This window comes from Isoptericola jiangsuensis (assembly GCF_002563715.1).
Taxonomy (GTDB): Bacteria; Actinomycetota; Actinomycetes; order Actinomycetales; family Cellulomonadaceae; genus Isoptericola; species Isoptericola jiangsuensis.
Window position 1 is genome coordinate 248638 of sequence record NZ_PDJJ01000001.1, and the last position, 14679, is coordinate 263316.

General features: G+C 75.6%; 15 protein-coding genes. 9 read left to right on the forward strand and 6 right to left on the reverse strand.

Annotated elements, in window-relative coordinates; all coding sequences use genetic code 11:
• The first annotated feature begins 43 nt into the window (after positions 1–43).
• Positions 44–979, forward strand: a complete 936-nt coding sequence (locus ATJ88_RS01135; protein WP_098462129.1) for a helix-turn-helix transcriptional regulator — start codon at positions 44–46, stop codon at positions 977–979.
• A 54-nt stretch (positions 980–1033) separates the two neighbouring features.
• On the opposite strand, the gene ATJ88_RS01140 is transcribed toward ATJ88_RS01135, so the two are convergent.
• The 5 genes from ATJ88_RS01140 to ATJ88_RS01160 form a co-directional block, all read right to left on the reverse strand.
• Complete coding sequence (locus tag ATJ88_RS01140; RefSeq protein ID WP_098462131.1) at positions 1034–2224, reverse strand: NAD(P)/FAD-dependent oxidoreductase; 1191 nt, start codon at positions 2222–2224, stop codon at positions 1034–1036.
• On the reverse strand, positions 2221–2445 hold the full coding sequence (locus ATJ88_RS01145) for a helix-turn-helix domain-containing protein (RefSeq protein ID WP_098462132.1): 225 nt from the start codon (positions 2443–2445) through the stop codon (positions 2221–2223). The genes ATJ88_RS01140 and ATJ88_RS01145 overlap by 4 nt, the downstream gene beginning before the upstream one ends.
• Positions 2445–2924 (reverse strand): DUF2975 domain-containing protein, encoded by a 480-nt coding sequence (locus ATJ88_RS01150; protein WP_098462134.1) that lies wholly within the window; start codon positions 2922–2924, stop codon positions 2445–2447. Before ATJ88_RS01150 ends, ATJ88_RS01145 begins: the two co-directional genes overlap by 1 nt.
• 121 nt (positions 2925–3045) lie before the next feature.
• Positions 3046–3741, reverse strand: coding sequence for a hypothetical protein (locus ATJ88_RS01155; RefSeq protein ID WP_098462135.1), 696 nt, complete (start codon positions 3739–3741; stop codon positions 3046–3048).
• Positions 3742–3779: 38 nt separating this feature from the next.
• A complete protein-coding gene (locus tag ATJ88_RS01160) occupies positions 3780–4403 on the reverse strand; it encodes a vitamin K epoxide reductase family protein (protein WP_098462137.1) in 624 nt (207 codons plus the stop codon).
• A 123-nt stretch (positions 4404–4526) separates the two neighbouring features.
• On the opposite strand from ATJ88_RS01160, the gene ATJ88_RS01165 reads away from it, so the two are divergent.
• The 4 genes from ATJ88_RS01165 (at position 4527) to ATJ88_RS01180 (ending at position 9699) form a co-directional block, all read left to right on the forward strand.
• Positions 4527–7271: an HAD-IC family P-type ATPase gene (locus ATJ88_RS01165; RefSeq protein WP_098462138.1), complete on the forward strand. Its 2745-nt coding sequence runs from the start codon at positions 4527–4529 to the stop codon at positions 7269–7271.
• Positions 7272–7379: 108 nt separating this feature from the next.
• On the forward strand, positions 7380–8087 hold the full coding sequence (locus ATJ88_RS18500) for a hypothetical protein (RefSeq protein ID WP_211287436.1): 708 nt from the start codon (positions 7380–7382) through the stop codon (positions 8085–8087).
• A complete protein-coding gene (locus ATJ88_RS01175) occupies positions 8084–8986 on the forward strand; it encodes a hypothetical protein (protein ID WP_098462140.1) in 903 nt (300 codons plus the stop codon). Before ATJ88_RS18500 ends, ATJ88_RS01175 begins: the two co-directional genes overlap by 4 nt.
• A gap of 257 nt (positions 8987–9243) precedes the next feature.
• A complete protein-coding gene (locus ATJ88_RS01180) occupies positions 9244–9699 on the forward strand; it encodes a DUF2255 family protein (protein WP_098462141.1) in 456 nt (151 codons plus the stop codon).
• Positions 9700–9820: 121 nt separating this feature from the next.
• Here the strand turns inward: ATJ88_RS01180 and ATJ88_RS01185 are convergent, their stop codons facing one another.
• Positions 9821–10963 (reverse strand): winged helix DNA-binding domain-containing protein, encoded by a 1143-nt coding sequence (locus ATJ88_RS01185; protein ID WP_098462143.1) that lies wholly within the window; start codon positions 10961–10963, stop codon positions 9821–9823.
• Between the two features lie 133 nt (positions 10964–11096).
• On the opposite strand from ATJ88_RS01185, the gene ATJ88_RS01190 reads away from it, so the two are divergent.
• The 4 genes from ATJ88_RS01190 to ATJ88_RS01205 are packed head-to-tail and all read left to right on the forward strand — an operon-like array spanning position 11097 to position 14621.
• Positions 11097–12308 carry an inositol-3-phosphate synthase gene (locus ATJ88_RS01190; RefSeq protein WP_098462144.1) on the forward strand — a complete coding sequence of 404 codons (1212 nt, stop codon included), beginning with the start codon at positions 11097–11099 and terminating at the stop codon, positions 12306–12308.
• Positions 12305–13147 (forward strand): SCO3242 family prenyltransferase, encoded by an 843-nt coding sequence (locus ATJ88_RS01195; RefSeq protein WP_098462146.1) that lies wholly within the window; start codon positions 12305–12307, stop codon positions 13145–13147. The genes ATJ88_RS01190 and ATJ88_RS01195 overlap by 4 nt, the downstream gene beginning before the upstream one ends.
• Positions 13144–14034: a sugar phosphate isomerase/epimerase family protein gene (locus ATJ88_RS01200; protein WP_211287437.1), complete on the forward strand. Its 891-nt coding sequence runs from the start codon at positions 13144–13146 to the stop codon at positions 14032–14034. Before ATJ88_RS01195 ends, ATJ88_RS01200 begins: the two co-directional genes overlap by 4 nt.
• Positions 14031–14621 (forward strand): EboA domain-containing protein, encoded by a 591-nt coding sequence (locus ATJ88_RS01205; RefSeq protein WP_098462147.1) that lies wholly within the window; start codon positions 14031–14033, stop codon positions 14619–14621. Before ATJ88_RS01200 ends, ATJ88_RS01205 begins: the two co-directional genes overlap by 4 nt.
• Positions 14622–14679: the final 58 nt, after the last annotated feature.

The window sequence follows — 14679 nt, forward strand, 5'->3', positions numbered from 1 at the left end:
GCAGTACCTCCCGCGCGCGGGCGCCGGGACGTACCGTCGAGGCATGGACCTGAAGGCCGAGACACGAGAGTTCCTCGCCTCGCGCCGCGCCCGGATCACCCCGGACCGCGCGGGGCTTCCCGCCTACGGCGGCAACCGGCGCGTGCCGGGGCTGCGGCGCGAGGAGGTCGCGATGCTCGCCGGCGTCAGCGTCGACTACTACACGCGCCTCGAACGCGGGAACCTCGGCGGCGTGTCCGAGTCCGTGCTGGAGGCGCTCGCGGAGGCGCTCCAGCTCGACGAGGCCGAACGGCTCCACCTCGCCGACCTCGCGCGGGCCGCCAACGCGAGCGGCGCCGCACGGACGCGGGCGAAGCGTCGCAGGCCCGCCACCGTGCGGCCCGTCGTGCAGCGCATGGTCGACACCATGACGGGTGCCGCCGTCGCCGTCCGCAACGGCCGCCTCGACGTCCTCGCCACCAACACGCTCGGCCGCGCCCTGTACGCGCCCATGTACGACTCCCCGTCGTACGACCCCGCCGGGCCGCTCAACACCGCCCGCTTCCACTTCCTCGACGTCCCCGGCGCGCAACGCTTCTGGGGCGACCGGTGGGCGAAGGTGTCGCACGACGCCGTCGCCATCCTGCGCACCGAGGCCGGGCGCAACCCCTACGACTCGACGCTCACCGGGCTCGTCGGCGAGCTGTCCACCCGCAGCGAGGACTTCCGCCGCCTGTGGGCGTCGCACGACGTCCGCCTGCACCGCACCGGCACCAAGGTGTTCCACCACCCGGCCGTGGGCGACCTCGAGCTCGACTACGAGGCGCTCGAGCTGCCCGGCGACCCCGGGCTCCAGCTCAACGTGTACACCGCCGCGCCCGGCTCGCCGTCCGACGACGGGCTGCGGCTGCTGGCGACCTGGGCGGCGACGGCGCTCGCCGAGTCCGCCACGTCGTCGGGTCCGACCGCCGAGGGTGCGCCGACCGCGCGGGCGGACTGACCGGGCCGGTCGGCCGTGCGCCCGCACCCGCCGAGCGTCTCTGAACGTCCGCCGTCAGGGCCGTTTCGCTGACGTTCGGAGACGCTCGACGCGCGCGGGGACGGGCGGCACGGGGACCGGCACGGGGTCGGGGAACGATCCGTCGCCGAACAGGATCTGCCGGGCCGCGGCGCGTCCCGGTGGCGTGCGCAGGGCGGCGACCCCGGCCTCGGCGACGGCCGGCGTGCGGACGAGGCTCAGTCCGCGCCGCATCGCGATCCGGCCGCGGAACTGCGTCCGCAACGCGGCGCCGTCGTAGTGGCGCAGCGGGTCGGGCCGGCCGGTGCGCAGGGCATCGTCGAGGACGTCGACGGCGTGCGCGGACTGGCGCAGGCACGGGTCGAGCCCCCCTGCGGTGAGCGGGGAGACGGCGCCGGCGGCGTCGCCGACGAGCAGGCCGTCGGGCGACGCGATGCGTCGCAGCAGCCCGCCGACGGGGATCGGTCCCGCGCGGTGCTCGACCTGGTCCGGGCGGGTGGTCCCGCGCAGTCCGGGGGCCGCCGCGGCGAACTGCCGCAGCGCGTGGTGCATGCCGTGCGGGAAGCGGCGCGCGTACCCGGCGACGCCCACGTGCGCGTGCTCGCCGTCGTCGAGCACCCACGCGAGGTACCCGGGTGCGAGCCGGGGGTCGACGACGCAGTGGAACGCGGGCACGACGTCCCGGCGGGGCACGTCGAACACGTGCTCGGCGCCGACGAGGAGCTCCCGGTTGCGGTCGAGCCCGAGCTCGCGGGCGACGCCGGACCGGGCCCCGTCGGCCCCGACGACGTACCGGGCGGCGATCTCGACCGCGCCGTCCGGGCCCTCCAGGAGGTGCCGCCCGGCGCTCCGGCCGACGTAGCGGGTGCCCAGCAGGATGCGCACGCCGGCGGCGGCGGCCTGCTCGGCACCGTCGCGGTAGAGGCCGCGCATGTCGCCCACGCGGTACTCGTCGCGGCGGCTGTCGAGCACGACGGGCCGGCGGTGGGACGGCGGGTACAGCACCATGCGGCGGACGGGAGGCCCGAGGAGCGCGGGCGGCAGGTCGAAGTCCTCCAGGGTGCGACGCACGAAGATCCCGGTGGTGCGGACGGTGCCGGTGAGGTCGGGGCGGCGTTCGGCCAGGACGACGTCGTGGCCGCGGCGGGCGAGCCCAGTGGCGGTGTGCAGCCCGGCGAGGCCGGCGCCGACGACGAGGACGTCCGTGGACGGCGCGCGGCCGGTCATCGGGGCTCCTCACCGTCGTCGTCGACCCACTCGAGCAGGTCGCCGGGCTGGCAGCGCAGGACCCGGCACATGGCCTCCAGCGTGGAGAACCGGACGGCCTTGGCGCGGCCGTTCTTGAGGACGGCGACGTTGGCGGGGGTGAGGCCGACGCGGTCGGCGAACTCGCCGACGCTCATCTTGCGGCGCGCGAGCTCGACGTCGAGGCGGACGACGATGGGCATCAGATCACCCCGTCGAGGTCGGTGCGCAGCGTCGTGGCCTGGACCAGCAGGGCACGCAGCACCACCATGAGCAGCCCGACGGCGGCGCCGACGAGGACGACGACGAGCAGCACCGCGGCGACGCCGGTGGGGCCGACGGCCGCGGCGACGAGCAGCGCGGCGACGAGGACCAGGAGCCAGGCCACCGCGACGGAACCGAGGATGACGTCGACCCAGCGCAGCGACCGGTCGCTGAAGATGCGGTCCTCGTGGACCATCGTCAGGAGCCGCCAGGCGCACACGACGACGACCTCGACGCAGGCGAGGACGACGACCGTCAGCGCGAGCAGCGGCCACCGGAGGGCGGCCAGCTCGGGGGTCTGGTCGGCCATGTGCGCGAACACCGCGGGCAGCACGGCGACCTGGGTGGCGAGCAGCGCGCCGAGGACGGCGGCGAGGACGACGCGGAGCGGGACGACGAGGCGTGAGGTCCGGGACATGGGGACGACCCTCGTGCCCGTGCCTATCGAAAGTCAATAGGTAGTGATCGTTGCCCGATATGTTCGCCGAGGCTTCACGAGTGCTCCGCGGGGTGCACGCAGGGCGCCCCGCCGCGGCCGTTCAGGAGGCCGAGGGATCCGGGATGTCGACGTCGCCGCCCCAGCTCAGGAACGTGTTGCTGGTCGTCACGCTGACGCCCGCGTAGCTGCTCGTCCCCCGCGCGAGGACACCGAGGTGGTCGGGGCGGAGCCACAGCTCGTAGTCGGTCACCGACACGTCGCCCAGCGGCAGCACCCCGCCCTCCGGCTCGAGCCGCCAGGCCACGTCCGCCACGGCGTCGTCGGCCGGGACCGGGGCCTCCTCGACGACCGTCCACGTGGGTGCGGCCGCGAACCCCTCCGCCAGCACGCGCGGGTCGGAGAACACCCGGACCAGGTCGACGACGCCGGTCGCCATCACCACCTGCGGGTCCGACGAGTCCGGGTCCGCCTGCACCCATCCGGTGCCCGGCATCCGCACCCAGCCCGTGTCGCCCTCGACGACGACCTGCTGGTCGCCGTCGACGCTCATCGCGTAGTCGGGGTCCCAGCGGAAGCTGACCGTCGACGAAGTGCCGTCGTCGGAGTCGACCCGCTGCACGCCGCTGCCGGCGAGCACCATCGCCGCGGCCACGCACTCCCCGACGGTCCGCCCGTCGATCTCCTCGCCCTCGCTCAGCAGGAATCCGTCGCACTCCGGCAGGGCCGCGGCCGGTCCGTCGGGGGCCTCCTCGGAGGGGGTGCCGGCTGGCGTGGGGGCCGCGTCGTGCCCGGTCAAGGGGCGTGAGGGACTTCTGAGGTCCGCCGCGAGGGTCGTCAGCCGATCAGGACGTACCCGTACCGCCAGACGATGGCGGCGGCGAGCAGCACGATCCACGTGATGGTGAGGTAGACGTCGGCGTCGATGCGCACCATGGAGACGGCCCACCGCTGCACGCGCCGCGGCAGGTAGAGGTTGTCCTCCATGACGTTCCAGTGCAGCAGCGTCATGAACACCACCGTGGTGGACACCGTGACGAGCAGGCACCACGGGCACAGCGCGTGGATGACGAAGTACGACTGGACGAACAGCCAGTACGCGAACAGCAGGCCGATCGTGTAGACGCCCTGCGCGGCCGCCATGAACCAGCGGGGGAACCTCACGCCGCCGAGGCTCGCCACGGCGATCGTGATGACCACGGGCTCGGCGATGAGCCCGAGGAAGGCGTTGGGGAAGCCCAGGACCTGCGCCTGCCAGGACAGGGCGACGTCGGCGCACGACAGGACGGCGTTGAGGTTGCAGGAGAGGTCGGCCTCGGGGTTCGCGGCGAGGACGACGGCATCGATCGACAGCACGAGGGACGCGGTGAGGCTGATGAGCGCCGAGGCGAGCATGCTGCCGAACACCCACCCGCGGGTGTGTCGTCGACCGGGCAGGTGCGTCACCTCGCGCGCGTCCATGGCCTCGAGCCTAGGGGCACGTGTGGCCTCTTCACGACGCTTCGGGGTGTTGATGTCGTCACACCGGCGCGGTGGCGGCGGGTTCGTCGCGCACGACCCGACCCCGAGGGGTCGAATGGACCCATGTCCTCGACGTCCGACGCCACGACCGGGACCATCACGGCGCCCTGGGCCCACGAGCCCGGCGCCGTGCTCGACGCCCTGACGACCTCCCGGGACGGGCTCGCCGCGGACGACGCCGCCGCGCGGCTGGCCGACGTCGGGCCCAACCGCCTCCCGCCGCCGCAGCGCGACCCGCTGTGGAAGCGGGTCCTCGTGCACTTCGACGACATCCTCATCTACATCCTGCTGGTCTCCGCCGTGCTCAAGGCGGCCCTGGGGGACTGGGTCGACTTCACCGTCATCCTCGCCGTCGCGGTGATCAACGCGGCGATCGGGTTCGTCCAGGAAGGGCGTGCGGAGAGCGCCCTCGACGGCATCCGCCGGATGCTCTCCACGCACGCCGAGGCGCGGCGGGACGGTGCGTGGGCGTCGGTCGACGCGGACGACGTCGTGCCGGGCGACGTGGTGCGGGTGCGGTCGGGCGACCGCGTGCCCGCGGACGTGCGGCTCCTGGACGCGACGAACCTGCGGGTGGAGGAGTCCGCCCTGACGGGCGAGTCCGTGCCGGCGTCGAAGTCGGCGGCGCCCGTCGCGGCCGACGCGGGCGTCGGGGACCGCACCAGCATGCTGTTCTCCGGGACGCTCGTCGCGGCCGGGCAGGGCGTCGGCGTCGTCACCGCCACCGGGCGGGCCACGGAGATCGGCCGCATCCAGACGATGATCTCCGAGGTCGAGAGCCTGGAGACGCCCCTGACGAAGCAGCTCGACCGGTTCGGCAAGGTGCTGGCCGTCCTCATCCTCGTCATGGCGGTCGTCATGGTGATCGTGGGCCGGGTCCTGCACGACTTCGACGTGCCCGAGCTGATCTCGGCGTCCATCGGGTTCGCGGTCGCCGCCGTGCCGGAGGGCCTGCCCGCCCTGGTCACCATCACCCTCGCCCTCGGCGTGCAGCAGATGGCGCGCCGCCGCGCCATCACCCGCAAGCTGCCCGCGGTGGAGACCCTCGGCTCGGTGACGACGATCTGCTCGGACAAGACGGGCACCCTGACGAAGAACGAGATGACGGCCCGCACCGTCCGCACCGCGCAGGGGACGTTCGGCGTCGACGGCATCGGCTACGCCCCCGTCGGGGAGGTCACCACCACCGGCGGGGCGCGCGCCGACCTCGCCGGGCACCCCGACCTCGCGGCGCTGGCCACCGTGATGATGCTCTGCAACGACGCCCGGCTCGTGCCGGACGCCGAGGACCCGGACGGCTGGCGGCTCGTCGGGGAACCCACCGAGGGTGCGCTGCGCACGCTCGGGACCAAGGCCGGTGTGGACCCGGCCGGGTGGACCCGGGCGGCCGTGGTGCCGTTCGAGTCGGCGAACAAGTTCATGGCGACGCTCGACCGCGACCCGTCGGGCGCCGGGTTCGTGCACCTCAAGGGTGCGCCGGACCGCGTGCTGGACCGCTGCGCCACCCAGACGACGCCCGACGGCGGATCCGCACCGCTGGACCGGGCGGCGTGGGAGGCGCACATCGACGAGCTCGGCGCGCAGGGCCTGCGGGTCCTCGCCGCGGCCCGCACCACCGCCCCCGCCGACGCCACGCGCCTGGACGCCGATGACGTGGACCGCGGCCTGGAGATGTGCGGGCTCGTCGGGATCGTGGACCCGCCACGCCCCGAGGCGGTGGACGCCATCGCCGAGTGCCGGCAGGCCGGGATCCGCGTCAAGATGATCACCGGCGACCACGCGGGCACCGCCGTCGCGATCGGCCGCGAGATGGGCATCGTCGACCACCCGGCCGACGGCGCGGACGCCCCGACCGTCCTCACCGGGCCCGAGCTGGAGGCGATGACCGGCGAGCAGCTCAAGGCCGTGGTCCGCGACGTCGACGTGTACGCGCGCACCAGCCCGGAGCACAAGATCCGCATCGTCTCCGCCCTGCAGTCGCACGGCGAGGTCGTCGCGATGACGGGCGACGGCGTCAACGACGCCCCCGCCCTCACGCAGGCCGACGTCGGCGTCGCGATGGGCATCAAGGGCACGGAGGCCACCAAGGAGGCCGCCGAGGTCGTCCTCGCGGACGACAACTTCGCGACCATCGAGCGTGCCGTGGAGGAGGGGCGGCGGATCTACGACAACATCCGCAAGTCCGTGCTGTTCCTCCTGCCGACCAACGGCGCCCAGTCCCTCGTCATCCTCGTCGCGGTGCTGTTCGGCCTCGTGCTGCCCCTCGCGCCCGTGCAGGTGCTGTGGATCAACATGATCACCGCCGTCACCCTGTCCCTCGGCCTCGCCTACGAGCGCGCCGAGCCCGGCGTCATGCGACGCGCCCCCCGCGACCCGGCCGCGAACATCCTGGACGCCGTGTTCCTGCGCCGCATCCTCGTGGTGTCGGTGCTCATCGGCGGCGCCACCATGGCCCTGTTCTACCTGGAGCGCGCGCAGGGCGCCCCGCTGGCGGAGGCCCAGACGACGGCCGTCACCATGCTCGCACTCGGCCAGCTCGCCTACCTGTTCAACTGCCGGTTCCTCGACCGGTCCAGCCTCACCGTGGACGTGCTGCGCGGGAACCGCGTCATCTGGATCTCCGCCGGCGCCCTCCTCGTCCTCCAGTGCGTGTTCGTCTACGTCCCCGTCATGCACGACTGGTTCGCCTCCGCCCCGATCGGCGCCGCCGAGTGGGGCAAGTGCCTCGCCCTGTCCGTCGTCGTCTTCCTCGCCGTCGAGGCCGTCAAGTGGCTGGGTCGGCGGCAGCACCGGACCACCGGGCACTGACCCCGGTCGCCCGGCGCACGTATCAGCCGGTCCGCGACGTCGCTCCCCACGTGCAGGGGCCGGTGCGCCCGGTGCGCTCCGGCCACGTCGGTCAGGGGGGTGACGGACGTGCGACGACGACTTGCCGTGCTGGCCGCCGCGCTGCTGCTGGCCGTCTCCGCGGGGTGCGGTGTCGTGACCGCGCCACCGGGCGACGACGGCGAACGGTCGACGGACCAGAGCACGGCCTCGGAGAACGGCAACGGCAACGGGAACGGGAACGGCAACGGGACGCCGCGCATCGAGCTGGCCGGCCTGCCGATCGGCGGCGACGCGGAGCTCGTGGGGGACGTCTGGTGCGGGGAGGCGTTCCACGACCCGCCCCCGCCGGCGGGCGTCGCGGTGACGATCCGGGACGTCAGCGTGGACGGCGCGTCGGTCGTCGACGCCGACTGCCCGGGCTCGGCTCGGTGCGCCGGCGCCACCCTGGACACCGGCCGCACCGCCTGCACCGTCGCCGTCCGGCCCGACTCGCCCGACGCCACGTCGGTCACGGTCGAGTTCGACGCCTACGCCCGGTGCGACACGCAACAGCTCTGCGACCAGTACGCCGCCGACGTCGGGGGCCGGGCCTTCTGGACCCTGTTCGCGCCCTTCGGCTGGCCGATCGAGTCGCCGTCCACGGACACCGACACCGATACGGACACCGACACCGACACGGACACCGACACCGACACCGACACGGACACCGACACCGACACCGACACGGACACCGACACCGACACGGACACCGACACCGGGGGCGACGGGTCGTCCGGCACGGGCGGCACGTCGTGACGGCCCCCGCGACCGGGAACTCGGCACGCCGCGGGACGATCGCGCACGTGTGGTCGGTGGTCGGCGGCGTCGTCGCACCGGTCACCCTGGTGACGGCGGTGCTGTTCTACTTCGGGTACGTGCACACGCAGGCGCAGCTCGAGTACTTCGGTGTCGACGTGGACCTGCTGGGCCTGGGCACGCAGGACTTCGTGATGCGCAGCCCGGGGGTGCTGCTGGTCCCGATGCTCGTGCTGCTGCTCGGGGGAGCGGTGCTGCTGGTCGCCGACGGTGTGGTGCGACGTCGCCTGGCCACCGCGGACGCGGCGGCGTACCGCCGGACCGCCCGCCTCCTGACGGGTGGAGGCGCCGGCGTGCTGGTGCTCGGCGTGGTGCTCGTGCTGGCGTTCCCCGTCGCGGGCGACTGGGTCCTGTTCCCGCTGGTCGCTCCGCTGGTGCTGGGCTGCGGGGCCGCGCTCGCGGCCTACGGCCTGGTGCTGGCCGGCCACGTCCCCACCGGGGACGGGGAGGAGGCGCTCCCCGCACGCGCCGCCGACCCGGTGCGCACGGTCGAGGTGCTCCTGGTGCTCACCGTGGTCGCCGCCCTGTTCTGGGCGACCGCGACGATCGCGCAGTGGGCGGGCTACACGCAGGCGTCGGACCTCGCGGCCGACCTCACCGTGCTGCCCGCCGTCGTCCTCGACACGGAGCAGCGCCTCCAGCTCGGCGACGACGTCGTGGCGCAGACCGCGCTGCGGGCCGACGACGGCGACCGGTTCCGGTTCCGGTACACCGGCCTGCGGCTGCTCGCCGAGGGCGACGGCACGCTGTTCCTCGTCCCGGAGCGCTGGACGGACGACGGCTCGACGCTGGTCGTGCCCGTCGCCGACGTGCGGTTCAGGATCCCGTTCCCCGGCTGACCGCCGCCTGCGGGCCGAGGACGCCCGCGAAGTGCCGGGAGATCCCCGCGGCGGCGAGCAGCCCGGCCCCGCGGTGACGGCCGTGTCGCGGGCGAGGTGGACCGGCCCGGTGAAGATCCGGTGCGCGGGGACCGTCCCGGGAATGCGCGCCAGGTCACAGCGGTTGGACCCGTCGATCCCCATCCCCGACAGAGGACACCTCTATCCATCCCACGCACGTCACGACCGCCCGACCGCACCACCGCGAGGAGACGCCCATGACCGCCATCCCCAGCCTGCGAGACCTCGCGTCGACACCCACCGCCCGCCTGCTCACCGACGACGGCCCGGGGGTGGCGGCCTGGACGGTCGTCCACGGCCGTGACCTGTACGTGCGGTCGATGCCGGGCGGCGCGCCGGTGGCGCACGGCCGGGCCCGGCTCCTGGTCGGCGGGGCGCAGCACCCGGTGACGCTCGCCGAGGTCGCCCCCGAGGTGCACGGCCCGCTGGACGCCGCGTTCCGCGCCAAGTACGGCCGCCGTGCGCCCGAGAAGGCGCGGGCGCTGACGTCCGACGCGGCCGCCGCGACGACGTTCCGCCTGGACGCCCGCCGCCTCACCTGGGCCGAGCGGGTCGCCGCGGCGCGGGTCGCCGTGCGGGACCGTCGCCGGTTCGCCGGCGCCGGGCGCACCGGCCGCGCCACCGGCGACGAGGTGCCCTGCGTCGCCTGCTGACGCACCCCCGCACGCACGAGGGCGACGACCCGGTGGAGGCACCGGGTCGTCGCCCTCCGTCGTGTCGGGCCGTCGCAGTCCAGGGCCCGTGCGCCCCGCCGGGGATGCGGGTCGTGGTCCGTCAGGCGAGCCGGTGCACGTCGTCGGTGGGGAGCTGTTCCCACCAGCGGCGGTACCGGCCGAACACGGCCGGTTCCCGGTCGGCGAGGAACGTGCGCAGCGCGGCGGCCTCGGCCTCCAGCGCGCGCAGGTCGTCGCGGCCGACGGGTTCGAACAGGGCGGCGTCGACGCCGTCGTCGGTGGCGCGCCACACCCCGACGACGTGCCCGTCCACGAGCACCGTGGGCAGGGTGTCGCCGTTGCGGCGGATGACGTGCCGCCGGTGGGCCTCGGGCAGGACGCGGGTGCGGTCCGCGTGCGCGAGCAGCACGGAGTCCCACATGCCGAGGAGCCGCGGCGGGGCGGGGGTGGCGGCGTCGGGGCGCGGGGCGTCGGGCAGGTCCCACAGCGTGGTGCGGCCGGAGCCGCCCACGGGCACGAGCTCGTCGCGCAGCGCGGCGAGGGCGGGCCCGGTGAACGGGCGGCGCAGCATGGTGAACTGGCCGAGGTCGGCCTCGGTGGCGGGTCCGAACGCCGCGAGGTAGCGCCGTGCGAGGTGCACGACGGCGGGGTCGTCGCCGGGCGGTGGGGCGTCCGCGGCGGTGGTGGCGCCCGCCCGGTAGTGCCGCCGGGTCGGGGTGTACGACCAGGGCGGTCCGGTGGGCACGTGGTGCAGCGGCGCGAGGGTGCGTAGCGCGAACCAGGCGGCCGGGGCGCGGTCGGCGTCGAGGAGCCGCGTCAGCTCGGCCAGGATCTCGTCCTGGGTGCGGGGCCGGGCCGCGAAGGCGAGCAGGGCGTCGCGCACGTCGTCGGCCTCGGCGGGCGTCAGGCGGGCCGGGGCGAACCGGCGGTCGTTGAGCCGGGATCCGCGCAGCGGGTCGGTGACGGCGCGGTGGAACGGCGCCCAGTCGTCGGCGTGCACGGCGTGCAGCGTGATCCGCAGGAGCGTGGACCGCACGAGCGTGCCGCTGGTGAAGGCGTCGTCGAGGTCGGCGGGGTCGAACCCGGCGACCCGGTTCCAGAGCGCGAGGTAGGGCGCGGCGGGCTCCTGCGCCTGGACGGCGCCGACGGCGCGCACGACGTCGGGCACGGGCAGGCGGGCCCGTTCCAGCAGGTGCTGGCGGGCGAGCGTCGCGCGGCCGAGGGCCGCGGGCGAGGCGTCCACGTGCCCGACTGTGCCGTGCCGTGGACGGCGTCGCAATGGTCGTCCCGGGAGATGTCGGCACCGAGACGAAGATTTGATGCCGGAGAGCCGACATTTGCTTGACAGAAATCATAAGTGGCGTAGCGTGCGGTCCATGGTCAACGACGACTCCCGCACGCCGCCGCGACGACGCACCGGCCTGTGGTTCCTCGGCGCCCGCGGCTCCGTCGCCACGACGGCCACGCTCGGCGCCCTCGCCCTCGCGCGCGGCCACGCGCCCACGACCGGCCTGGTCAGCGAGCTCCCCGACGTCGCCCGCGCCGGGCTCGTCGGCGTCGACGAGCTCGTCGTCGGTGGTCACGACGTCGCCGGCAGCATCGTGGAGCGCGCCCACGAGCTCGCGGCCTCCGGTGTCGTGCCCGCCGCCACCGTCGCCGCGCTGGCCGACGACCTCGCCACCGTCGACGCCCGCGTCCGGCCCGGCGCCAGCGGCACGGCCGACCGCGCCACCGCCGACCGCCTCCAGGCCGACATCGAGGCGTTCCGCGCCGAGCACGACCTGGAGCGGGTCGTCGTCGTCGACGTCTCCAGCACCGAGCCGCCCGCCCCGGACGCCCACGCCCTGACGCTCACCGAGCTCGAGCGCCGCCTCGACGACGGCACGGCGCCGCTGCCGGCGTCGTCGCTGTACGCGTACGCCGCGTTCCGCGCCGGCAGCCCCGTGGTGTGCTTCACGCCGTCCACCGGCCCGCGGATCCCCGCGCTGGAGGAGCTCGCCAAGACGCTGCACCTGCCGTGGGCGGGGCGCGACGGGAAGACGGGCGAGACCCTGCTCAAGGCGACGCTCGCGCCGATGTTCGCGACCCGTGCCCTGGCGGTGCGGTCGTGGTCGGCGTTCAACATCCTCGGCGGCGGGGACGGCCGCACGCTGGCGGACCCGGCCGCGGCCGCGAGCAAGACGGCCACCAAGGCGATGACCGTCGAGGCGGTGCTCGGCTACCCCGTCGAGGGCCCGGTGCGCATCGACCACGTCGCGGACCTGGGCGACTGGAAGACCGCGTGGGACCACGTGACGTTCGACGGGTTCCTCGGCACCCGCATGCGCATGCAGGTGACGTGGGAGGGCTGCGACTCCGCGCTCGCCGCGCCGCTCGTCCTCGACCTGGCCCGCCTGGTCGCCCGGGCCCACGAGGTCGGCGTCACCGGCCCGGTCGGGGAGCTCGGGTTCTTCTTCAAGGACCCCGTGGGCAGCGCCGAGCACGCGCTGGCCGCGCAGTGGCAGACGCTGACCCGGTGGTGCGCCGGGCTCGGCGACGCCGCACGGGCCGACGGGCACGCCGGGGTCGCGCCCCACGGTGCCGCATGAGGTGGCGTGACGCCGCCGAGCTGGTCCGCCTGCCCGCCGCGCTGACCGTCCCCGGGGACTCGCTGGCGGGCGCCGCCGCGGCGGGCTGGCCGTGCGGGGCCCGGACGGCGGCCCTGCCCGTGGCGTCGGCCTGCCTGTACTGGGCGGGCATGGCCCTCAACGACTGGGCGGACCGCGACCTCGACGCCACGGAGCGCCCGGAGCGACCCATCCCCTCGGGGCGGGTGCGGCCCGGCGAGGCGCTCGCCCTCGCCGGGGGGCTCACCGCGGCGGGGCTCGGCGCGGCCGCCGTCGCCGGACGCCGTCCCCTCGGGGTGGCCGCGGCGCTGGCCGCGACGGTCTGGGCGTACGACGTCGTCGCGAAGCCCACCCCGGCCGGTCCGGCCGTCATGGCCACGACACGGTTCCTCGACGTCCTCATGGGTGCCGCCGGTCGGCGGGCCGGCCTGGTCCCCGCCACCGTCATGGGTGCGCACACCCTGGCCGTGACGGCCGTCAGCCGCGGGGAGGTGCACGGCACGACCCCCGACCAGGGCCGGGCCGCGGTCGCCACGACCGTCGCCGCCGCCGCGGGCGCCGCCCTGGCGCCGGGCCGGGTCCGGGTGCCCGTGGTCGCGCTGGCCGCGACCTACGCCGCCGCCGTCCTGCCCGCGCAGGCCGACGTGGTCCGCCGCCCCGACGCCGCCACGGCCCGCCGGGCGACGGGCGTCGGCATCCGCGGCATGGTGCCGCTCCAGGCCGCGCTGCTGGCCGGGCACGGCGCGGTCGCCGCCGCGGTGGGGCTGCTCGCCGCGGTACCGCTGGCCCGGCTCGGCGCGCGGGCGGTGAGCCCCACGTGATCACGCTCGGATACGGCACCAACGGGTTCGCCGACCACCGCCTGGAGGACTGCCTCGCCCTGCTGGCGGACCTCGGCTACGGCGGGGTCGCGCTCACGCTCGACCACATGCACCTCGACCCGCTGGCCCCCGGTCTCGCGCGACGCACCGAGCGGGTCGCGGCGCTGCTGGCGCGGCACGGGCTGGGCGTCGTGGTGGAGACGGGCGCCCGCTACGTGCTCGACCCGCGGCGCAAGCACGAGCCCACCCTGGTGTCGGACGAGGGGCGGGAGCGCCGCGTCGACCTGCTCGCCACGGCCGTGCGGGTCGCCACCGACCTCGGCGCCCCCGCCGTGCACCTGTGGTCGGGCGTGCTGCCCGCCGGCACGTCGTCCGCCACCGGGTGGGACCGGCTGGTGGCCGGGACGGCGGACGTGCTCGGGCACGCCGAGGCCGCGGGGGTCGACCTCGCGTTCGAGCCCGAGCCGGGCATGCTCGTCGAACGGGTCGGGGACCTCCTGCGGCTGCGCACCGCGCTCGGCGACCCCGACCGCCTGCGCCTGACCATCGACGTCGGGCACCTGACGTGCGTCGAGACCGAGCCGGGCCCGGACGTGATCCGCGCCGCCGGGGCGCTGGTGGCGCACGTGCAGGTGGACGACATGCTCCCCGGCGTGCACGAGCACCTCGAGCTCGGCACCGGCGAGGTCGACCTGCCCGGCGTGCTGACCGCCCTCGACGAGGTGGGCTTCGACGGGCTCGCGTCGGTCGAGCTGCCCCGCCACTCGCACGCCGCCGCCCGGCTGGCGCGCTCCAGCATGTCCGCGCTGCGCGACGCCGCAGCCACCGCGAGGGTGCGCGTGCGCCCCCGCGCGACCGTCCACGACGAGGTGGGGGTGACCGGATGACCCCGGTACGCACGACGCTCGACCCGGCCGCGGAGGAGCGGCTCGCCGGGCTGGAGGAGGAGGTCCGGGCCGACCCGGGCACCGTGGCACGGGCGTTCGCCCGCGCCGCGCGCGTGGTGGGCCGCGGCCCCGGACCCGACGGCCTGCCGGTGCAGGACGTCGCCCGGGTGCGGCTGCTCGTCGCCGCGACGCGGGGCGCCGGGCCGGACGGCGCCGCCGCCGTGGCCGCCGAGCTGTACCGCACGGGCGACGCCGACGAGCGTCGCGCCGTCCTGCTCGCCCTGGAGGCGCTCGACGTCGGCGACCGGGCGGTCCCGCTGCTGCTCGACGCGCTGCGCACCAACGACTCCCGGCTGGTGGCCGCCGCCATGGGCCCGTCCGCGGCCGCGCACCTGCCGGCCGACGCGTGGCGCCACGGCGTCCTCAAGTGCCTGTTCACGGGCGTGCCGCTCGCCGTCGTCGCGGACCTGACCGCCCGCCGCGACGCCGAGCTCGACCGCATGGTCGCCGCGTACGCCGCCGAGCGGCGTGCCGCCGGGCGGGACGTCCCCGACGACGCCCTCGCGCTGCTCGCCACCACCCCCTGACCCCGTCGAGCGTCTCTGAAAGTCAGGAATCGACGGCTGATGCCGGACTTTCAGAGAC